Consider the following 20435-nt stretch of genomic DNA (forward strand, 5'->3'; position numbering starts at 1 on the left):
TGAAGAGAGAAGAGAATGCGTAACCTCGATCTGGAACAACTGATCAACACGGAACTGAACGCCGCGGCGTTTCAGGACTACGCCCCCAACGGATTGCAGGTAGAAGGCCGCCCGCACGTGCAGCGCATCGTGACCGGCGTCACCGCCTGTCAGGCGCTGCTGGACGCCGCGGTGGCGCATCAGGCCGACGCGATTATCGTGCACCACGGCTATTTCTGGAAAAACGAGGCGCCGGCGGTGCGCGGCATGAAGCGCAACCGCCTGAAAACGCTGCTGACCCACGATATCAACCTGTACGGCTACCACCTGCCGCTGGACGCGCATCCGGTGCTGGGCAACAACGCGCAGCTGGCGCAGGCGCTGGGCATTCGGGTGATTGGCGACGTCGAGCCGCTGGTGCCGCACGGCGAATTTGAACAGCCGCTGACCGGCGAAGCGCTGCAGCAGCGTATCGAAAGCCGGCTGGGGCGCGCGGTGCTGCACTGCGGCGATAACGCGCCTGAGCACATTCGCCGGGTGGCCTGGTGCACCGGCGGCGGCCAGGGCTTTATCGACAGCGCGGCGCGCTTCGGCGTCGATGCGTTCATCAGCGGTGAAGTGTCTGAGCAGACCATTCACAGCGCGCGCGAAATGGGCGTGCATTTCTTCGCCGCCGGCCACCACGCCACCGAGCGCGGCGGCGTGAAGGCGCTGGGCGACTGGCTGGCGCAGCACCACGGCTTTGATGTGACCTTTATCGACATCCCGAATCCCGCCTGATTTTTTTCTTCCCCGGATCCAGCCCGGCCTGTGCGCCGGCTGAATCCTTCTATCGTGCTATTTCCTTATTTTCCCTATGGTTGCGTTCTATTGACAGCCGGGGCCGCGTCACGCATAACTGGTGTGTTTTTCATCGCGATAATAATAAGGAGAATAAGGGTGCAACAAGCACGTTATTACCTGTTGGGTGAAAGAGCGGTAGTGCTTGAACTGTCGCCGCCGGTGACCTTACCGAGCCAGCAGCGCATCTGGGCGCTGGCGGAAAAGCTGAATCACCACCCCGACGTGCGGGAAGTGGTGCCGGGGATGAATAACCTGACGCTGTTGCTGCATACGCCGCAGGCCGACGCCGAAGCGATGCTCGTGCTGCTGCAGCAAGGTTGGGAAAGCAAAGAGAGCCTGACGCCGGAATCGCGCCAGGTGGATATTCCGGTGGTCTACGGCGGGGAGCAAGGCCCCGATCTGGATGAAGTGGCGCGCCATACCGGCATGACGCCGCGGCAGGTGGTGGAATGCCACGCGGCGGCGGCCTACGTGGTCTATTTCCTCGGCTTTCAGCCGGGCTTCTCCTATTTGGGCGGCATGCCGGAACAGCTGGCGACGCCGCGCCGCGCTGAGCCGCGTCTGGCGGTGGCGGCCGGTTCCGTTGGCATCGGCGGCGGCCAGACCGGTATCTATCCGCTGGTGACGCCCGGCGGCTGGCAGCTGATCGGCCGCACGCCGCTGGCGCTGTTCAATCCGCATGAAATGCCGCCGACGCTGCTGCGCCCGGGCGATAACGTGCGCTTCGTGCCGCAGAAGGAGGGCGTATGCTGATTATTCTGCGTGCCGGCATCTATACCACGGTGCAGGATTTGGGCCGCGAGGGATTCCGCCGCCTGGGCATCAGCACCGGCGGGGCGCTGGATCAACCGGCGCTGAAGATCGCCAACCTGCTGGTGGGCAATGCGCCGGAGGCCGCCGGGCTGGAGATCACCCTCGGCCAGTTCAGCGCCGAGTTTACCCGCCCTGGCTGGATCGCCTTGACCGGTGCCGGCTGCGACGCGCAGCTGGACGGCAAGCCGCTGTGGACCGGCTGGCGCTACCCGGTGAAAAAGGGGCAGCGGCTGGTGCTGGGCACGCCGAAACGTGGCATGCGCAGCTACCTGGCGATCTCGGGCGGCATCGCCGTGCCGGAAATGCTGGGCTCGTGCAGCACCGACATGAAAGCCGCCTTTGGCGGCCACGAAGGCCGTAATCTGAAGGACGGCGATCGGCTGCCGCTGGGCAAATCCACCGCGCTGCCGCAACACCGCTGCGGCGTGAAGCAACTGCTGTTCACCAACCGCATTCGCGCGCTGCCGGGGCCGGAGTACGCTGAATTCAGCGAAGAGGCGCAGGACACGTTCTGGCGCACCGCCTGGCAGCTCAGCCCGCAGAGCAACCGCATGGGCTACCGCCTGCACGGCGGCACGCCGCTGGAACGCACCACCGACCGCGAGATGCTGTCGCACGGCCTGCTGCCCGGCGTGGTGCAGGTGCCGCACAACGGCCAGCCGATCGTGCTGATGGCCGATGCGCAAACCACCGGCGGTTACCCGCGTATCGCCTGTGTGATAGAGGCCGATCTCTACCACTTGGCGCAGATCCGTCTCGGCGAACCGATCCACTTCGTTCTCTGCTCACTGGCCGAGGCGCAGCGCGCCAAAGCCGAGCAGGATCTCTTCCTTCGACAGATTGCCTGGGGGTTACATGATCGTTGATTTGAACGCCGATCTCGGCGAAGGCTGCGCCAACGACCAGGCGCTGTTGCAACTGGTGAGCTCGGCCAACATCGCCTGCGGCTTTCACGCCGGCGATGCGCAGACCATGCGTCAGTCGGTGCGCTGGGCATTGCAGTACGGCGTGGCGATCGGCGCCCACCCGAGTTTTCCCGATCGGGAGAACTTCGGCCGCACCCGCATGCAGCTGCCGCCGGAAACGGTGTACGCGCAGGTGGTGTATCAGCTCGGGGCGCTGGCGGCCATCGCCCGCGCCGAGGGCGGGGTGATGGTGCACGTTAAGCCGCACGGCATGCTGTACAACCAGGCGGCGGTTGAGCCGGCGCTGGCGGAAGCGATCGCCCGGGCGGTGCAGGCGGTCGATCCGGCATTGCGGCTGGTGGGGCTGGCCGGCAGCGAGCTGATCCGTGCCGGGGAACAACTCGGTCTGACCACCCGGCAAGAGGTGTTCGCCGATCGCGGCTATCAGGCCGACGGCACGTTGGTGCCGCGCGGTTTGCCGGGGGCGCTGATTGAGGATGACGAACAGGCGCTGGCGCAAACGCTGGAGATGGTACGCCATCACCGGGTGCGCAGCGTGGATGGCGTCTGGACTGCCGTTCAGGCGGAAACCGTCTGCCTGCACGGGGACGGCGAGCATGCGCTGGCGTATGCGCGCAAGCTGCGGGACAGTTTTGTTCAGCAGGGCATCCGCGTCAGCGCGGAGCAGTAAAGCAATAAAGCAATAAAGCAAGACACAACATCACAAGCAAAAAACTATTAGAAAATATCGAGGGAAGACTATGGAACAGGCCGTGAATCTCTGGCCACTGATCGGCATCGCCGCCATCGTGGTCGGGTTTGTATTGCGTTTCAACCCGGTGCTGGTGGTGATCGCCGCCGGCATCATCACCGGTTTGGCGGCGCTGATGCCGCTGGACGTCATTTTGGAAAAGCTCGGCGAGGGTTTTCTCAACACCCGCAACCTGCCGCTGATCCTGCTGTTGCCGCTGGCGGTGATCGGCCTGCTGGAGCGCCACGGGCTGAAAGAACGGGCGCAGGCGTGGATCGCCAGGATCAAAAGCGCCACCGCCGGCCGTCTGCTGATCGTCTACCTGTTTGTGCGTGAGATTACCGCGGCGATGGGGCTGACCAGCCTGGGCGGGCATCCGCAGATGGTGCGGCCGCTGCTGGCGCCGATGGCGGAAGGGGCAACGGAAAACCGCTACGGCGAGCTGCCGGAGCGCACGCGCCACCGTTTGCGTGCCATGTCGGCCGCGACCGACAACGTCGGGCTGTTCTTCGGCGAAGATATCTTCGTCGCCTTCGGCGCGATCATCTTCATGCACAACTTTATGCTGGAGTCCGGCGGCATTCAGACCGAGCCGCTGCATATCGCGCTGTGGGGCATTCCGACCGCGATTTTCGCTTTCCTGATCCACGCGTTCCGGCTGTATCGGATGGATAAGCAGCTGAGCGCCGAGCTGGCGCAGCTGAATCAGGCGGCGCTGCAGGCGAAGGGGGAGGCACGATGAACTTCCAGCAACAATACCTCTACTGGCTGGCCGGCGCGGTGCTGCTGATTGTGGCGGTGATGTCCTTCCGCGATCGCGCCAACCCGCGCCGCATCACCACCGGGCTGTTTTGGGGGCTGTACGGCCTGGTGTTCCTGGTCGGCGACTGGACTTACCGCCTGTTGGGCGATGTGCTGGGCGAGGGCAGCAACGAAAAACGCATGCTGCATATCATCGTTGGCGTGGTGGTGGTGGTGATGGCCCTGATCGCCGGCTTTGGCGGTGTGCGCCTCGGCAGCTACCACCAGCGGGCGCCGCAGGAGCGCGAGGCCAGCGCCAAGCGCCTGGGCAACAAGCTGTTTATCCCCGCTCTGGCAATCCCGGTGGTGACGGTGATCGGCGTGCTGTTGTTCAACAACGTGCCGGCGTTGCAAAGCGCGGTATTCGGCAGCGGCAACCATGCGACGCTGATCACCCTGTTCTCGATGACCGTCGGCTGCCTGATTGGCCTGGCGATCGCGGTGAAAATGACCCACGAGAAGGCCCTGCAGCCAGTGCAGGAAGCGCGGCGCCTGCTGGATTCGATCGGCTGGGCGTTCATTCTGCCGCAGATCCTTGCCACGCTGGGGCTGCTGTTTACCGTCGCCGGCGTCGGCACCGCGATCTCGCATTTGACCCAGGAGTATCTGGCGGTGGATAACCGCTTTATCGCCGTGGCGGTCTACGCTATCGGTATGGCTGTGCTGACCATGGTGATGGGCAACGCCTTCGCCGCTTTCCCGATCGTTACCGCCGGCATCGGCATTCCGATCCTGGTGTTGCAGCACGGCGGCAACCCGGCGGTGATGGCGGCGATCGGCATGTTCTCCGGCTATTGTGGCACCCTGATGACGCCGATGGCGGCGAACTTTAACATCGTGCCGGCGGCGCTGCTGGAGCTGCCGGACAAGAATGCGGTGATCAAGGCGCAGGTGCCGACCGGTGTGCTGCTGCTGTTGGTTAACGTGTTTCTGCTGTATTTCCTGATGTTCCTGTAGGAGTAAGGATGCAAAAAGTATTGATTACCGGCTTTGAGCCGTTTGGCGGCGAGCGCCTTAACCCCTCCTGGGAAGTGGTGAAGCAGCTCAATGATATGGAGCTGGTCGGTACGCGCATCGTGGCGCGCCAGCTGCCGTGCGTGTTCGGCGCGGCGCTGGACGCGCTCAATGCGGCGATCGACGAGGTGCAGCCGGTGATGGTGCTGGCTATCGGCCAGGCCGGCGGCCGCACCGACATCACGATTGAACGGGTGGCGATCAACGTCGACGATGCGCGTATCCCCGACAATCAGGGGCAACAGCCGGTGGACGAGCCGATCGTCGCCGGCGGCCCGGCGGCCTATTTCAGTACCTTGCCGATTAAAGCGATGGTCAGTTCGATGCGTGAGGCCGGCATTCCGGCCGCCGTTTCGCAGACCGCCGGCACCTATGTGTGCAACCATGTCATGTATGGCCTGCTGCACCGTTTGAGCGGCCAGCGTGAGGTGAAGGGCGGCTTTATCCATATCCCGTACCTGCCGGAGCAGGCGGCGGCGCACCCCGGCGCGCCGAGCATGGCGGCTTCGACGGTGCTGTTTGCATTGGAGCTGGCCGTTTCCATCGCTTTGCAGGTGGAGCACGATCTGAAAGTGGTGGGCGGCGCGACGCATTAATCAAGAAAATCCCCGGCGCATCGGGCTGCGCCGGGTCTACGTAAGGAGTGGTCTATGCCGGAAGGACCGGAGATTCGCCGGGCGGCGGACAAACTGGCGGCGGCGGTGATCGATCAGCCGTTGACCTCCGTCGATTTCGCTTTTCCCCAGCTGAAACACTATCGCCAGCGTCTGCTCGGCGAGCGCATCGTCGCCATCGAGCCGCGCGGCAAGGCGCTGCTGACCCATTTCTCCAATGGGTTGACGATGTACAGCCACAACCAGCTGTACGGCGTGTGGAAAGTGGCGGCGGCCGGGGAGACGCCGGAGACCCGGCGCGATCTGCGGGTGCGGCTGGAAACCGCCCGCAGCGCGATATTGCTCTACAGCGCTTCCGACATTACCGTCGGGCCGCGCGAGGAAATAGAGCAGCACCCGTTTTTGCAACGCATCGGCCCCGACGTGTTGGACATGTCGTTGACGGTGGAAGATGTGGCGGAGCGGTTGCTGACGCCGCGTTTTCGCCGCCGGCAGCTGGGCGGCATGCTGCTCGACCAGGCGTTTCTTGCCGGATTGGGTAACTATCTGCGCGCCGAAATCCTGTGGCAGGCCGAACTGGCGCCGCAGCACAAACCGCAGGGTCTGCCGCCGGAGGCGCTGCGCCGCCTGGCGGACGCATTGCTGGCGGTGCCGCGCCTTTCCTACCAGACGCGCGGGCAGGCGGATGACAACCGGCATCACGGCGCGCTGTTTCGCTTCAAGGTGTTTCATCGCAGCGGCGAGCCCTGCGAACGCTGCGGCGGGATGATCGTGCGTACCGATCTGTCGTCGCGGCCGTTTTATTGGTGCCCGGGCTGCCAGAAATAACCAAAAAAAACGCCGCCCGAAGGGGCGGCGCGGTGCAGCTTCAGCCGGGAAAGCGGCTTACTTGTTTTTCAGCTGGGATTTGAAATCACGCTCGGCATAGCCGGTGTACAGCTGACGCGGACGGGCAATTTTGATGCCTTCGTCGTGCATTTCGTTCCAGTGGGCGATCCAGCCGATGGTGCGCGCAATGGCGAAGATCACGGTGAACATGGAAGAAGGAATGCCCATCGCCTTCAGGATGATGCCGGAGTAGAAGTCGACGTTCGGGTACAGTTTCTTCTCGATGAAGTACGGGTCGTTCAGCGCGATGTGTTCCAGCTCCATCGCGACCTGCAGCAGGTTGTCGTCCTTCTTGTTCAGCTCTTTCAGCACTTCGTGACAGGTTTCGCGCATCACGGTAGCGCGCGGATCGTAGTTCTTGTACACGCGGTGGCCGAAGCCCATCAGGCGGAAGGAGTCGTTCTTGTCCTTGGCGCGCTTGATGAATTCCGGAATGTGCTCGACGGTCTTGATCTCTTCCAGCATTTTCAGCGCCGCTTCGTTGGCGCCGCCGTGTGCCGGCCCCCACAGGGAGGCGATGCCGGCCGCGATGCAGGCGAACGGGTTGGCGCCGGAAGAGCCGGCGGTGCGCACGGTAGAGGTAGAGGCGTTCTGCTCATGGTCGGCGTGCAGGATCAGGATGCGATCCATGGCGCGTTCCAGCACCGGGTTCACCACGTACTCTTCGCACGGGGTGGCGAACATCATGTGCAGGAAGTTGCCGGCATAGGACAGATCGTTGCGCGGGTAAACGAACGGCTGGCCCAGGGAGTATTTGTAGCACATCGCCGCCACGGTCGGCATTTTGGACAGCAGGCGGAACGCGGTGATTTCACGGTGACGCTCGTTGTTGACGTCCAGCGCATCGTGGTAGAACGCCGCCAGCGCGCCGGTCACGCCGCACAGCACCGCCATCGGGTGCGAGTCGCGACGGAAACCACGGAACAGATGGGTGATCTGGTCGTGGATCATGGTGTGGCGGGTGACGGTGGTCTTGAAGGTCTCGAACTCTTCCGGCGTTGGGGTCTCGCCGTACAGCAGGATGTAGCACACTTCCAGGTAGGAAGATTCTTTCGCCAGCTGCTCGATAGGGAAGCCGCGGTGCAGCAGCACGCCTTTGTCGCCGTCGATGAAGGTAATCTTGGATTCGCAAGAAGCGGTGGAGGTAAAGCCGGGATCAAATGTGAAATAACCTTTGGAACCCAGAGCGCGGACATCGAGGACATCAGGGCCCAGTGTCGGTGTCAATACGCCCAGTTCGATCGGAGCTTCGCTGTCGTTAATGGTTAGCGTCGCTTTCTTATCAGTCATTTACTGTCTCCTTAGCGCCTTATTTTAAAAACCACTAACAACTGAAATACCTTAAATCTCTGCAGGTTGCCCGCAAAAAAATGGTGCGGACGCTAACTCTGTGAGCGACTGCGCAACTGTGCGCGGGTAGGGTACAGAGTGCTGACCAGGCGAACGAGACGGGTGACCAGTTGTTAACGATTCATAGTAATTCGTTATAGTCTGTTAATCTTACCTATGAGCTGTTCGAAGAGATGTGAACCTATCCCAATAATCTGTTTTTATTTGCTTTATTTGCTTTTTGACGCCGGCAAAATCGAGCGGGAAACAACGGCTATTGGGATAGGTTCGTCAAATACACTGTTGCACAACTCGAACCCGGGGGGAAGTGTATCTGCTGACCCATAGCGCATCATAGGACCGTTTGTGCCCCTATATGTAATGGAAATGTTGATCTCTTGTCAAATCAGATAATTAATTTTGCACTAATTGTGAAATCCGTGATCTGAATCACTGTTCGGGGGAAATGTTATCAAAGCGGTTGTATGAGAATTGTAATCAGAATGTGATCCTCCTATACTGCCGCCAGGTCTCCGGATTACCCTGAAGTAGGAGCACCCAGCGTTATAAATGCGCGCCGTTTGAGCACAGAGGATGTTGATGTTTGAGCGCGTGACGTGTAAGGGTTTTAGGCTCTTAACGCTGTCTGATCCCCGCCCAGGCCCGGAGGAAGGAAAATAATAAGAGCTGTGTGGGCAAATACGTGAAAAAACAACGACCTGTCAACTTGGATCTGCAAACGATCCGGTTCCCCGTAACTGCGATAGCGTCTATCTTACACCGAGTCTCTGGCGTAATTACCTTCGTTGCCGTGGGTATCCTCCTCTGGCTGCTGGGCCTGTCACTCTCTTCCCAAGAGGGGTTCCTGCAGGCGGCCGCCATCATGAATAGCTTCATCGTCAAATTCATATTCTGGGGCATCCTCACGGCGCTGGCCTATCACATTTGCGGTGGCATCCGTCACTTGTTAATGGATTTTGGCTACATCGAAGAGAGTTTGGCCGCCGGTACCCGTTCCGCCCAGGTGGCGATCGGCCTGACCGTCGTGCTGTCAGTTCTGGCTGGAGTCCTCGTATGGTAAACAACGTTTCTGCATTAGGGCGCAACGGCGTGCACGATTGGCTGCTGCTGCGCGCTTCCGCTATCATCATCACCCTGTACGTCCTGTATATCCTGGGCTTCTTCGTCACGGCTCCGGAACTCACTTATGACATCTGGCGCGGTTTCTTCGCCACTTCCATTACGAAAGTGTTCACTCTGCTGACCTTGCTGTCGATTCTGGTGCACGCCTGGATCGGGCTGTGGCAGGTGCTGACGGACTACGTCAAGCCGCTGGCGGTTCGCCTGGTGTTGCAGCTGGCTGTCGTGGTCGCGTTGCTGGTCTATTTACTGTACGGAACAATCGTAGTGTGGGGTGCTTAAATGAAACTGCCAGTCAGAGAGTTTGATGCCGTCGTAATCGGCGCCGGCGGTGCGGGCATGCGTGCCGCGCTGCAAATTTCCCAAGCGGGCTCGACCTGTGCCCTGCTGTCCAAAGTTTTCCCGACCCGTTCCCATACCGTGTCCGCACAGGGCGGCATCACCGTCGCGCTCGGCAACAGCCACGAGGACAACTGGGAATGGCATATGTACGACACGGTGAAAGGTTCCGACTATATCGGTGACCAGGACGCCATCGAATATATGTGTAAAACCGGCCCGGAAGCGATTCTGGAACTGGAACACATGGGCCTGCCGTTCTCTCGTCTGGACGACGGCCGCATCTATCAGCGCCCGTTCGGCGGCCAGTCGCTGAACTTCGGCGGCGAGCAGGCGGCGCGTACCGCAGCCGCAGCCGACCGTACCGGCCACGCGCTGCTGCACACCCTGTACCAACAAAACCTGAAAAACCACACCACCATCTTCTCCGAGTGGTATGCGCTCGATCTGGTGAAAAACCAGGACGGCGCGGTGGTTGGCACCACGGCTATCTGCATCGAAACCGGTGAAGTGGTTTACTTCAAAGCCAAGGCCACCGTGCTGGCGACCGGCGGCGCAGGCCGTATTTACCAGTCCACCACCAACGCCCACATCAACACCGGCGACGGTGTCGGCATGGCGCTGCGCGCCGGCGTGCCGGTGCAGGACATGGAAATGTGGCAGTTCCACCCGACCGGCATCGCCGGCGCGGGCGTGCTGGTGACCGAAGGCTGCCGCGGCGAAGGCGGTTACCTGCTGAACAAACACGGCGAGCGCTTCATGGAGCGTTATGCGCCGAACGCCAAAGATCTGGCGGGCCGCGACGTGGTTGCCCGTTCGATCATGATCGAAATCCGCGAAGGCCGCGGCTGCGACGGTCCTTGGGGCCCGCACGCCAAGCTGAAGCTGGATCACCTGGGCAAAGAGGTGCTGGAATCCCGTCTGCCGGGCATTCTGGAACTGTCCCGCACCTTCGCGCACGTCGATCCGGTGAAAGAGCCGATCCCGGTTATCCCGACCTGTCACTATATGATGGGCGGCATTCCGACCAAGGTGACCGGCCAGGCGCTGACCGTGAACGAGAAAGGCGAAGACGTGGTGATCCCGGGGCTGTTCGCGGTGGGCGAAATCGCCTGCGTATCGGTGCACGGCGCCAACCGCTTGGGCGGCAACTCGCTGCTCGACCTGGTGGTGTTCGGCCGTTCCGCCGGCATGCACCTGCAGGAATCGCTGGAAGAGCAGGGCGTGAGCCGTGACGCCAGCGACTCCGACGTGGAAGCCTCGCTGGATCGTCTGAACCGTTGGAACAACACCCGTTCCGGCGAAGACCCGGTCGAAATTCGCAAAGCGCTGCAGTCTTGCATGCAGCACAACTTCTCGGTATTCCGCGAAGGCGATGCGATGGCCAAGGGCCTGGAAGAACTGAAAGTGATCCGTGAACGTCTGAAGAACGCACGCCTGGACGATACCTCCAGCGAGTTCAACACCCAGCGCATCGAGTGCCTGGAGTTGGATAACCTGATGGAGACCGCGTATTCCACCGCCGTGTCGGCCAACTTCCGTACCGAGAGCCGTGGCGCACACAGCCGCTTCGACTACCCGGAACGCGATGACGCCAACTGGCTGTGCCATTCGCTGTATCTGCCGCAATCGGAAAGCATGACGCGTCGTGAAGTGAACATGCAACCGAAGCTGCGCCCGGCATTCCCGCCGAAAGTGCGTTCTTACTAATTGCGGAGATCGACAGATGAAACTCGAATTTTCCATTTATCGCTACAACCCGGATGTCGATGACGCGCCGCACATGCAGGATTACACCCTGGAAGCGGAAGAAGGTCGCGACATGATGCTGCTGGATGCGTTGATCCAGCTGAAAGAAAAAGACCCGACCCTGTCGTTCCGTCGCTCATGCCGCGAAGGCGTGTGCGGTTCCGACGGCCTGAACATGAACGGTAAAAACGGCCTGGCGTGCATCACCCCGATTTCGTCGCTGCGCAAAGGCAACGGCAAGATCGTGATCCGTCCGCTGCCGGGCCTGCCGGTGGTGCGCGATCTGGTGGTGGATATGGGCCAGTTCTATACCCAGTATGAAAAGATCAAGCCATACCTGCTGAACGACGGCAAGAACCCGCCGGCGCGCGAGCACCTGCAGTCGCCGGAGCAGCGCGCCAAGCTGGACGGTCTGTACGAGTGCATTCTGTGCGCCTGCTGCTCGACCTCTTGCCCATCGTTCTGGTGGAACCCGGACAAGTTCATCGGGCCTGCCGGTCTGCTGGCGGCGTATCGCTTCCTGATCGACAGCCGTGACACGGAAACGCAAGAACGTTTAGATGATCTGGACGACGCTTTTAGTGTTTTCCGCTGCCATAGCATTATGAATTGTGTCAGTGTATGTCCTAAAGGCTTGAACCCGACGCGTGCTATCGGGCATATCAAGTCCATGCTGCTGCAACGCGGCGCATAAACGGAATGAGATGCTGCGCCGGGCTCTTTTCCGGCGCACATCCCATAGGGGAGGGAACCTCTAAAAACTGACCCGCGGCTGCGGCGCTATGCAGCCTGGTTCTTCCGCCGGTTTTTAGAGGTTCCTTGTAAGGGACCGCAAGGTCCATAACAGAACGTATCGGGCCGTCATGGCCGCAAGTACGTCGAGTGAACCGTTTTACGGCAAACCGTATTCATCACGGTAATTATGTTAACCACGGCGAAAACTAAAGCTTCAAAGCTTAAGGGATCATGATGCAGAACGGCGCAATGAAGGCCTGGCTGGATTCCTCCTATCTGGCGGGCGCGAACCAGTCTTACATAGAGCAGCTCTATGAAGACTTCTTAACCGATCCGGGTTCCGTTGAAGATAGCTGGCGTTCCATTTTTCAACAGCTACCAACCGCGGGTGTCAAACCCGATCAGCTTCACTCTCAAACGCGCGATTACTTCCGCCGCCTGGCGAAAGACTCCGCGCGCTATAACACCACCATCACCGATCCGGAAACCGACGCCAAACAGGTCAAGGTACTGCAGCTGATCAACGCCTTCCGCTTCCGCGGGCATCAGCATGCCAACCTCGATCCGCTCGGCCTGTGGCAGCGCGAGCAAGTTCCTGACCTTGATCCCGCTTACCACAACCTGACCGAAGCCGATTTCCAGGAAACCTTCAACGTGGGCTCTTTCGCCATCGGCAAAGAAACCATGAAGCTGGGCGATCTGTACGCCGCGCTGAAGCAGACCTATTGCGGGTCGATCGGCGCTGAGTACATGCACATCACCAACACCGAAGAGAAACGCTGGATCCAACAGCGCATCGAGTCGGTGGTGGGGCGCGCCAGCTTTACCGCCGACGAAAAACGCCGTTTCCTGAACGAGCTGACCGCGGCGGAAGGCCTGGAACGCTACCTGGGCGCCAAATTCCCGGGCGCCAAACGCTTCTCGCTGGAAGGCGGCGACGCGCTGGTGCCGATGCTGAAAGAGATGGTGCGCCACGCGGGCAAGAACGGCACGCGCGAAGTGGTGTTGGGCATGGCCCACCGCGGTCGTCTGAACGTGCTGATCAACGTGCTGGGCAAAAAGCCGGCCGATCTGTTCGACGAATTCGCCGGCAAGCATAAAGAACACCTCGGCACCGGTGACGTGAAATATCACCAGGGCTTCTCTTCCGACGTGGAAACCGAAGGCGGCATGGTTCACCTGGCGCTGGCGTTCAACCCGTCGCACCTGGAGATCGTCAGCCCGGTGGTCATGGGCTCGGTTCGCGCCCGTCGCGATCGCTTGGACGAAGCGCGCAGCAACATGGTGCTGCCGATCACCATTCACGGCGACGCCGCCATCACCGGCCAGGGCGTGGTTCAGGAAACCCTGAACATGTCTCAGGCTCGCGGCTACGAAGTGGGCGGCACCGTGCGTATCGTCATCAACAACCAGGTTGGTTTCACCACCTCCAACCCGCTGGATGCGCGCTCTACCGAATACTGCACCGACATCGCCAAAATGGTTCAGGCACCGATCTTCCACGTCAACGCGGACGATCCGGAGGCCGTGGCCTTCGTCACCCGCCTGGCGTTGGATTTCCGTAACACCTTTAAGCGTGACGTGATGATCGATCTGGTTTGCTACCGTCGCCATGGGCACAACGAGGCCGACGAGCCGAGCGCCACCCAGCCGGTGATGTATCAGAAGATCAAGAAACACCCTACGCCGCGCAAAATCTACGCTGACGTTCTGACCGAACAGAACGTGGCCAGCCTGGAAGATGCCACGGAAATGGTCAACCTGTACCGCGACGCGCTCGACCGCGGCGATTGCGTGGTTGAAGAATGGCGTCCGATGAACCTGCACTCCTTCACCTGGTCACCGTACCTGAACCACGAGTGGGACGAAGAGTACCCGAGCAAGGTTGAGATGAAGCGCCTGCAGGAGCTGGGCCGCCGCATCAGCACCGTGCCGGAAGCGATCGAAATGCAGTCGCGCGTGGCGAAAATCTACGCGGACCGCGCCGAGATGGCGGCGGGCAACAAGCCGTTCGACTGGGGCGCTGCCGAAACGCTGGCTTACGCTACCATGGCGGATGAAGGCATTCCAATCCGCATCTCCGGTGAAGACGCCGGCCGCGGTACCTTCTTCCACCGTCACGCGGTGGTGCACAACCAGAAAAATGGTTCGGTCTACGTTCCGCTGGCGAACATCCACAGCGGCCAGGGCGAATTCAAGGTCTGGGACTCCGTGCTGTCCGAAGAGGCGGTGCTGGCGTTCGAATACGGCTACGCCACGGCGGAACCGCGCACGCTGACCATCTGGGAAGCGCAGTTCGGTGACTTCGCCAACGGCGCGCAGGTCGTTATCGACCAGTTCATCAGCTCCGGCGAGCAAAAATGGGGCCGTATGTGCGGCCTGGTGATGCTGCTGCCGCACGGCTATGAAGGCCAGGGCCCAGAGCACTCTTCCGCGCGTCTGGAACGCTATCTGCAGCTGTGCGCAGAGCAGAACATGCAGGTGTGCGTCCCGTCCACGCCGGCGCAGGTTTACCATATGCTGCGCCGTCAGGCGCTGCGCGGTATGCGCCGTCCGCTGGTGGTGATGTCGCCGAAGTCGCTGCTGCGTCACCCACTGGCGATTTCTTCGCTGGACGAACTGGCCAACGGCACCTTCCTGCCGGCGATCGGCGAGATCGACGACTTGGATCCGAAAGCGGTCAAGCGCGTCGTGCTGTGCTCCGGCAAGGTCTACTACGACCTGCTGGAACAGCGTCGCAAGAACGAGCAGAAAGACGTGGCCATCGTGCGTATCGAGCAGCTGTATCCGTTCCCGCATCAGGCCGTGCAGGCCGTGCTGGAGCAATACTCGCACGTGCATGATTTCGTCTGGTGTCAGGAAGAGCCGCTGAACCAGGGCGCCTGGTACTGCAGCCAACACAACTTCCGTGAAGTGGTGCCGTTCGGGGCTTCTTTACGTTACGCAGGACGTCCGGCCTCCGCTTCTCCGGCGGTGGGCTATATGTCCGTACACCAGAAGCAGCAGCAGGCTCTGGTGAACGACGCGCTGAATATTGACTAATGTTCGCTCGCTTGCCGGCCGAGGGGCCGGCAAGCAGATGATAAAAAACTTAAGGGAAAGCTAAATGAGTAGCGTAGATATTCTGGTTCCTGACCTTCCTGAATCGGTTGCCGATGCGACCGTAGCCACCTGGCACAAAAAACCGGGCGACAGCGTGCAGCGTGATGAAGTCCTGGTTGAAATCGAAACCGACAAAGTGGTGTTGGAAGTGCCGGCCAGTGAAGCGGGCATTCTCGATGCTATCGTGGAAGAAGAGGGCGCGACCGTACTGTCTCGCCAGCTGCTCGGCCGCATCCGTCCGGGCGACAGCTCCGGCAAGCCGACCGCTGAGAAGAGCCAGGAGAAAGAAGCCACGCCTGCACAGCGCGCTACCGCGAGCCTGGAAGAAGAAAGCAATGACGCGCTCAGCCCGGCGATTCGCCGCCTGATCGCCGAACACGATCTCGATGCCGGCGCCATCAAAGGCACCGGTGTGGGTGGCCGCATCACGCGTGAAGACGTGGAAGCGCACCTGGCCAAAGGCGGCGCCGCCGCCAAACCGGCCGCCGCCGCTGAAGCCGCGCCGCAGCCTGCTCTGGCCGGCCGCAGCGAAAAACGCGTGCCGATGACTCGCCTGCGCAAACGCGTCGCCGAGCGTCTGCTGGAAGCGAAGAACAGCACCGCGATGCTGACCACCTTCAACGAAATCAACATGCAGCCGATCATGGATCTGCGCAAGCAGTACGGCGAAGCCTTCGAGAAGCGCCACGGCGTGCGTCTGGGCTTCATGTCCTTCTACATCAAGGCGGTGGTTGAAGCGCTGAAGCGTTTCCCGGAAGTGAACGCGTCGATCGACGGTTCCGACGTGGTTTACCACAACTACTTCGACATCAGCATCGCGGTTTCGACCCCGCGCGGCCTGGTGACGCCGGTACTGCGCGATGTAGACGCCATGAGCATGGCTGACATCGAGAAGAAAATCAAAGAGCTGGCCGTTAAGGGCCGCGACGGCAAACTGACCGTGGAAGAGCTGACCGGCGGTAACTTCACCATTACCAACGGCGGCGTATTCGGCTCGCTGATGTCCACCCCGATCATCAACCCGCCGCAGAGCGCCATCCTGGGCATGCACGCCATCAAAGATCGCCCAATGGCGGTCAATGGTCAGGTGGTGATCCAGCCGATGATGTATCTGGCGCTGTCTTATGACCACCGCCTGATCGACGGTAAAGAATCCGTCGGTTATCTGGTGACGGTCAAAGAGATGCTGGAAGATCCGGCTCGTCTGCTGCTGGACGTCTAGTAACCCTTGCCGGGCGCGGCATGCCGCGCCCGCACTCTGTGCTATGTGGCCGGAAAACCATGCGGTTTACCGCGTAATAATGGTCCGGCTAAAAACCTTCAGAACTGAATGGATAGAACATCATGAATTTACACGAATATCAGGCAAAACAGCTGTTTGCTCGGTATGGCATGCCGGCACCAACCGGTTACGCCTGTACCACTCCGCGTGAAGCAGAAGAAGCCGCATCCAAAATCGGCTCCGGCCCGTGGGTGGTGAAATGTCAGGTTCATGCTGGCGGCCGCGGTAAAGCGGGCGGCGTAAAAGTCGTCAACAGCAAAGAAGATATCCGTGCCTTCGCGGAAGCCTGGTTGGGCAAGCGTCTGGTGACTTACCAGACTGACGCGCTGGGCCAGCCGGTTCACCAGATCCTGGTAGAAGCGGCGACCGACATCGATAAAGAGCTGTACCTGGGCGCGGTAGTGGATCGTTCTACCCGTCGCGTGGTGTTCATGGCGTCTACCGAAGGCGGCGTGGAAATCGAGAAGGTGGCGGAAGAAACCCCTGAACTGATCCACAAAATGACCATCGATCCGCTGGCGGGTCCACAGCCTTATCAGGGCCGTGAGCTGGCCTTCAAACTGGGCCTGACCGGTAAGCAAGTCAGCCAGTTCGCCAAGATCTTCATGGGCCTGGCGACGCTGTTCCTGGAGCGCGATCTGGCGATGGTTGAGATCAACCCGCTGGTGATCACCAAGCAGGGCGATCTGGTGTGCCTGGACGGCAAACTGGGCGCCGACGGCAACGCCCTGTTCCGCCAGCCGGAACTGCGTGAAATGCGTGACCCTTCCCAGGAAGACGAGCGCGAATCCCGTGCGGCTCAGTGGGAGCTGAACTACGTTGCCCTCGACGGCAACATCGGCTGCATGGTTAACGGCGCCGGCCTGGCGATGGGCACCATGGACATCGTTAAACTGCACGGCGGCGAACCGGCCAACTTCCTGGACGTTGGCGGCGGCGCGACCAAAGAGCGCGTGACCGAAGCGTTCAAAATCATCCTGTCCGACGACAAGGTGAAAGCGGTTCTGGTTAACATCTTCGGTGGTATCGTACGTTGCGATCTGATCGCCGACGGCATCATCGGCGCAGTGGCCGAAGTGGGCGTTAACGTCCCGGTGGTGGTGCGCTTGGAAGGGAACAACGCCGAACTGGGCGCCAAGAAACTGGCGGACAGCGGCCTGAATATCATTGCTGCGACCAGCCTGACTGATGCGGCTCAGCAAGTTGTTGCAGCAGTGGAGGGTAAATAATGTCCATTTTAATCGATAAGAACACCAAAGTAATTTGCCAGGGCTTCACCGGTAGCCAGGGGACTTTCCACTCCGAACAAGCTATCGCTTACGGCACCAAAATGGTTGGCGGCGTAACCCCGGGCAAAGGCGGCACTCAGCACCTGGGCCTGCCGGTGTTCAACACCGTGCGCGAAGCGGTTGAAGCGACCGGCGCCACTGCCTCGGTGATCTACGTTCCAGCGCCGTTCTGCAAAGACTCCATCCTGGAAGCGATCGATGCCGGTATCAAACTGATCATCACCATCACCGAAGGCATCCCGACGCTGGACATGCTGACCGTGAAAGTGAAGCTGGACGAAGCCGGCGTGCGCATGATCGGGCCGAACTGCCCAGGCGTGATCACCCCAGGCGAGTGCAAAATCGGCATCATGCCTGGCCACATCCACCTGCCGGGCAAAGTGGGCATCGTTTCCCGCTCCGGCACCCTGACCTATGAAGCGGTGAAACAAACCACCGATGCCGGTCTGGGCCAATCCACCTGCGTGGGCATCGGCGGCGACCCGATCCCAGGCTCCAACTTCATCGATATCCTGAAGATGTTCCAGCAGGATCCGCAGACCGAAGCGATCGTGATGATCGGTGAGATCGGCGGCAGCGCTGAAGAAGAAGCAGCAGCTTACATCAAAGAACACGTCACCAAACCGGTTGTCGGCTACATCGCCGGCGTAACCGCGCCGAAAGGCAAGCGCATGGGCCACGCGGGCGCCATCATTGCAGGCGGCAAAGGCACGGCGGACGAGAAGTTTGCTGCGCTGGAAGCGGCGGGCGTGAAAACCGTTCGCAGCCTGGCGGACATCGGCGACGCGGTAAAAGCGGTGCTGAAGCGCTAAGCATTTAGTACGAAATAACACTATCTCGACATGTTTGGCCACCCATTGGGTGGCCTTTTTTATGGGCGACGATCAGAAGTCGTTGAGCGCCTTGATCAGCGCGATCCGATCTTGCAGGCGGCGCTGTTGCACCGGATCCACGGCGGCTTGCCGCTGTTGATCCAGCGAGGTGAGGGCGGCGCGGTAATCGTCGGCGTTGCGGAACAACGCGTTTTTGACGTTGATCGACGCGACGTTGGTGTAGCGGCCGTCGTCGGTGGTCGGTACCTGGATAACGCCCTCATTGAGCAGCCGTTTGACGATCGCCCGCTGCGGTTCGTAACCCTCCATGCCGACCAGCTTCCAGCGCTGCGGCGGCACGCCCTGATAGTGGCCGTGTTTCACCTCCGTCAGGTAGCGCAGGGTCAGGTGGCGAATGGTGCCTTCTTCTTCACCGTATTGAGCTTTGCTGTCGAACAGCACCGGGAAGGATTGCCCCTCCAGCGCGCCACCCTTTTGCGTCAGGTGGCCCATGCGGTAACTGTTCATGCCCAGACGGATCGGCATATCGTCGGTGACCGGCGTGCCGTCCGTCAGGCGCAGATCGACAATGCGCGCGCCGGCGGGTTGGCGCAGGTCAATGGTGTAAGTGACGCCATCGAAGAAATCGTTGGTGGAATATTTGGACGAACGCCGCGCCGGGTTAAAGCTGTAGGTGACATCGCCCGGCTGCAGTTGATTGAAGTAGCCGGCGGACCACTCCATGTAGCGTTTAAGCGCTTTGCCGTTGAGCTGATACACGGTGATCTCGCCGCCGGCGTATTGGTAGTTAAAGGCGATATCCTTGGCCTTGATGTCGCCGACGTCCAGTTTGGCGCGATCGTTGTCGATCTGTAGGGCGATCACCTGCGCCAGCGGCGCATAGTGGCGGGCGGCCTGCTGGAACAGCGCGCTGATGCCGGTATCCTGCACGTGCACCTGGGGAATGCCGCGGAATTCGTCGGCGGGCACCAGATCGCTGCCGCTCAGCTTCGCCACGACCCGGTTGGCATTGGCGCGCAAAATGTCATGGTACGGCTGGTAGAGCGCCTGCATGGCGCTGTCCGGCGTCATCCCCTTGATGGGATAGGTGTAGCTGTTTTTGTCGATCAGCGTGAATTTGCCGTCGCGGCGTACAAACTGCAGATCGATACGCGACAGCGCGCGGCCGTATTTATCCGGCTCGGTGATGATGACGCCGTTAACCACCGCTTTGTCGATCTTCACATGCATATGGCCGGCGACGATCGCCGCCAGCTCCGGGTTGGCGTTGGCGATGTCGGCCACGCCGGTGCCGGGGCGCTGGTTCTCATTGTCGATGCCCATATGCGCCACCAGCACGATGGCGTCGACCTGGCCGTCGATTTGCCTGATGACCTGCTTCACCGCCTGCACCGGATCGGTGAAGTTCAGCCCTTTGATGCGATCGGTGCCCTTGGCGAATTCCGCGGTCATCGGCGTGTCCATGCCGATAATGCCGATCTTCACGCCCTGGCGTTCGACGATGGTGTAGGCCGGCAGATAGGGGTTGCCGTTGTCCCAGACGATATTGCCCGCCAGCGCCGCGCCCTTGAACTGCTTGAGCGGCGTAGCCAGCACCGGCAGGCCGAAGTCGAACTCGTGGTTGCCCATCACCCAGACGTCATAATTGAGCGCGTTGAGGCCCAGCATCATCGGGCTGACGGCCTCATGCTTGAAGGTTTCGACGAAGTTGCCCTGAATGGTGTCGCCGGCGTCCACTAGGATCAGGTTGGGCTGCTCGGCGCGCACCTTTTTGACCTGGGTGGCTATCTGGCTCAGGCTGCCCGCCAGATTTTCCGTGTCGCTGGCGTAGTCCCAGGGCACGAAGGTGCCGTGCAGATCGGAGGTGCCCAGCAGGGTGATATTTACCGTTTCGGCGGCCATGGCGTTTCCCGAGAGTCCCAAGACAGAGGCAAAGATGATTTTTTTCATAAGTTATTGTCACTCAATGCAATTTTAACATAAGTGGTCATTCTGCTACAAAATCGCAACCTTTACGATCCCATCGCGA

At 60.7% G+C, this 20435-nt stretch carries 18 protein-coding genes; 16 read left to right on the forward strand and 2 right to left on the reverse strand.

Annotated features, from left to right (window positions below; all coding sequences use genetic code 11):
• Nucleotides 1–15 precede the first annotated feature (15 nt).
• From ACJ8PI_RS01785 to nei, 8 genes are all read left to right on the forward strand, one after another.
• Entirely contained in the window at nt 16–759 is a 744-nt protein-coding gene (locus tag ACJ8PI_RS01785; RefSeq protein WP_025301873.1) for a type 2 GTP cyclohydrolase I, read from the forward strand.
• A 159-nt stretch (nt 760–918) separates the two neighbouring features.
• Nucleotides 919–1575, forward strand: coding sequence for a 5-oxoprolinase subunit PxpB (pxpB, locus tag ACJ8PI_RS01790; RefSeq protein ID WP_101427886.1), 657 nt, complete (start codon nt 919–921; stop codon nt 1573–1575).
• Nucleotides 1569–2501 carry a 5-oxoprolinase subunit PxpC gene (pxpC, locus tag ACJ8PI_RS01795; protein WP_161726984.1) on the forward strand — a complete coding sequence of 311 codons (933 nt, stop codon included), beginning with the start codon at nt 1569–1571 and terminating at the stop codon, nt 2499–2501. Before pxpB ends, pxpC begins: the two co-directional genes overlap by 7 nt.
• Nucleotides 2491–3231 (forward strand): 5-oxoprolinase subunit PxpA, encoded by a 741-nt coding sequence (gene pxpA / locus ACJ8PI_RS01800; protein ID WP_033647161.1) that lies wholly within the window; start codon nt 2491–2493, stop codon nt 3229–3231. The genes pxpC and pxpA overlap by 11 nt, the downstream gene beginning before the upstream one ends.
• Nucleotides 3232–3301: 70 nt before the next feature.
• The gene (locus ACJ8PI_RS01805; protein ID WP_015376970.1) at nt 3302–4033 is read left to right on the forward strand and encodes a DUF969 domain-containing protein; all 732 of its coding nucleotides are present in this window, start codon (nt 3302–3304) and stop codon (nt 4031–4033) included.
• Complete coding sequence (locus ACJ8PI_RS01810; protein WP_094860042.1) at nt 4030–5049, forward strand: DUF979 domain-containing protein; 1020 nt, start codon at nt 4030–4032, stop codon at nt 5047–5049. Before ACJ8PI_RS01805 ends, ACJ8PI_RS01810 begins: the two co-directional genes overlap by 4 nt.
• Nucleotides 5050–5057: 8 nt before the next feature.
• Complete coding sequence (gene pcp, locus ACJ8PI_RS01815) at nt 5058–5702, forward strand: pyroglutamyl-peptidase I (protein WP_033655163.1); 645 nt, start codon at nt 5058–5060, stop codon at nt 5700–5702.
• Nucleotides 5703–5756: 54 nt separating this feature from the next.
• On the forward strand, nt 5757–6548 hold the full coding sequence (nei, locus tag ACJ8PI_RS01820) for an endonuclease VIII (protein WP_164134421.1): 792 nt from the start codon (nt 5757–5759) through the stop codon (nt 6546–6548).
• Nucleotides 6549–6605: 57 nt separating this feature from the next.
• Here the strand turns inward: nei and ACJ8PI_RS01825 are convergent, their stop codons facing one another.
• Nucleotides 6606–7898, reverse strand: a complete 1293-nt coding sequence (locus tag ACJ8PI_RS01825) for a citrate synthase (RefSeq protein WP_016928730.1) — start codon at nt 7896–7898, stop codon at nt 6606–6608.
• 730 nt (nt 7899–8628) lie between these two features.
• Between ACJ8PI_RS01825 and sdhC the strand changes: the two genes are divergently transcribed.
• From sdhC to sucD, 8 genes are all read left to right on the forward strand, one after another.
• Complete coding sequence (sdhC, locus tag ACJ8PI_RS01830; protein ID WP_004939893.1) at nt 8629–9018, forward strand: succinate dehydrogenase cytochrome b556 subunit; 390 nt, start codon at nt 8629–8631, stop codon at nt 9016–9018.
• Nucleotides 9012–9359 (forward strand): succinate dehydrogenase membrane anchor subunit, encoded by a 348-nt coding sequence (sdhD, locus tag ACJ8PI_RS01835; protein ID WP_004939891.1) that lies wholly within the window; start codon nt 9012–9014, stop codon nt 9357–9359. The genes sdhC and sdhD overlap by 7 nt, the downstream gene beginning before the upstream one ends.
• Complete coding sequence (gene sdhA / locus ACJ8PI_RS01840; protein ID WP_015376974.1) at nt 9360–11126, forward strand: succinate dehydrogenase flavoprotein subunit; 1767 nt, start codon at nt 9360–9362, stop codon at nt 11124–11126.
• 16 nt (nt 11127–11142) lie between these two features.
• Nucleotides 11143–11859, forward strand: a complete 717-nt coding sequence (locus ACJ8PI_RS01845) for a succinate dehydrogenase iron-sulfur subunit (RefSeq protein ID WP_004939885.1) — start codon at nt 11143–11145, stop codon at nt 11857–11859.
• A gap of 275 nt (nt 11860–12134) precedes the next feature.
• Nucleotides 12135–14942, forward strand: coding sequence for a 2-oxoglutarate dehydrogenase E1 component (gene sucA / locus ACJ8PI_RS01850; RefSeq protein WP_033647497.1), 2808 nt, complete (start codon nt 12135–12137; stop codon nt 14940–14942).
• A gap of 64 nt (nt 14943–15006) precedes the next feature.
• On the forward strand, nt 15007–16224 hold the full coding sequence (gene odhB, locus ACJ8PI_RS01855) for a 2-oxoglutarate dehydrogenase complex dihydrolipoyllysine-residue succinyltransferase (RefSeq protein ID WP_033637469.1): 1218 nt from the start codon (nt 15007–15009) through the stop codon (nt 16222–16224).
• Between the two features lie 122 nt (nt 16225–16346).
• Nucleotides 16347–17513: an ADP-forming succinate--CoA ligase subunit beta gene (sucC, locus tag ACJ8PI_RS01860; RefSeq protein ID WP_025301883.1), complete on the forward strand. Its 1167-nt coding sequence runs from the start codon at nt 16347–16349 to the stop codon at nt 17511–17513.
• Nucleotides 17513–18385, forward strand: a complete 873-nt coding sequence (sucD, locus tag ACJ8PI_RS01865) for a succinate--CoA ligase subunit alpha (protein WP_004939878.1) — start codon at nt 17513–17515, stop codon at nt 18383–18385. The genes sucC and sucD overlap by 1 nt, the downstream gene beginning before the upstream one ends.
• Nucleotides 18386–18457: 72 nt before the next feature.
• On the opposite strand, the gene ACJ8PI_RS01870 is transcribed toward sucD, so the two are convergent.
• Nucleotides 18458–20356 carry a bifunctional metallophosphatase/5'-nucleotidase gene (locus ACJ8PI_RS01870; RefSeq protein WP_164097417.1) on the reverse strand — a complete coding sequence of 633 codons (1899 nt, stop codon included), beginning with the start codon at nt 20354–20356 and terminating at the stop codon, nt 18458–18460.
• Nucleotides 20357–20435 lie beyond the last annotated feature (79 nt).

It is taken from the genome of Serratia sp. CY82433 (assembly GCF_052166535.1).
Classification (GTDB): domain Bacteria; phylum Pseudomonadota; class Gammaproteobacteria; order Enterobacterales; family Enterobacteriaceae; genus Serratia; species Serratia sarumanii.

Coding starts and splice junctions, on each gene's coding strand:
- ACJ8PI_RS01785 (WP_025301873.1), top strand. CDS start 16: ATGCGTAACCTCGATCTGGAACAACTGATCAACACGGAACTGAACGCC.
- pxpC (WP_161726984.1), top strand. CDS start 1,569: ATGCTGATTATTCTGCGTGCCGGCATCTATACCACGGTGCAGGATTTG.
- pxpA (WP_033647161.1), top strand. CDS start 2,491: ATGATCGTTGATTTGAACGCCGATCTCGGCGAAGGCTGCGCCAACGAC.
- ACJ8PI_RS01805 (WP_015376970.1), top strand. CDS start 3,302: ATGGAACAGGCCGTGAATCTCTGGCCACTGATCGGCATCGCCGCCATC.
- ACJ8PI_RS01810 (WP_094860042.1), top strand. CDS start 4,030: ATGAACTTCCAGCAACAATACCTCTACTGGCTGGCCGGCGCGGTGCTG.
- pcp (WP_033655163.1), top strand. CDS start 5,058: ATGCAAAAAGTATTGATTACCGGCTTTGAGCCGTTTGGCGGCGAGCGC.
- nei (WP_164134421.1), top strand. CDS start 5,757: ATGCCGGAAGGACCGGAGATTCGCCGGGCGGCGGACAAACTGGCGGCG.
- ACJ8PI_RS01825 (WP_016928730.1), bottom strand. CDS start 7,898: ATGACTGATAAGAAAGCGACGCTAACCATTAACGACAGCGAAGCTCCG.
- sdhD (WP_004939891.1), top strand. CDS start 9,012: ATGGTAAACAACGTTTCTGCATTAGGGCGCAACGGCGTGCACGATTGG.
- sdhA (WP_015376974.1), top strand. CDS start 9,360: ATGAAACTGCCAGTCAGAGAGTTTGATGCCGTCGTAATCGGCGCCGGC.
- ACJ8PI_RS01845 (WP_004939885.1), top strand. CDS start 11,143: ATGAAACTCGAATTTTCCATTTATCGCTACAACCCGGATGTCGATGAC.
- sucA (WP_033647497.1), top strand. CDS start 12,135: ATGCAGAACGGCGCAATGAAGGCCTGGCTGGATTCCTCCTATCTGGCG.
- odhB (WP_033637469.1), top strand. CDS start 15,007: ATGAGTAGCGTAGATATTCTGGTTCCTGACCTTCCTGAATCGGTTGCC.
- sucC (WP_025301883.1), top strand. CDS start 16,347: ATGAATTTACACGAATATCAGGCAAAACAGCTGTTTGCTCGGTATGGC.
- sucD (WP_004939878.1), top strand. CDS start 17,513: ATGTCCATTTTAATCGATAAGAACACCAAAGTAATTTGCCAGGGCTTC.
- ACJ8PI_RS01870 (WP_164097417.1), bottom strand. CDS start 20,356: ATGAAAAAAATCATCTTTGCCTCTGTCTTGGGACTCTCGGGAAACGCC.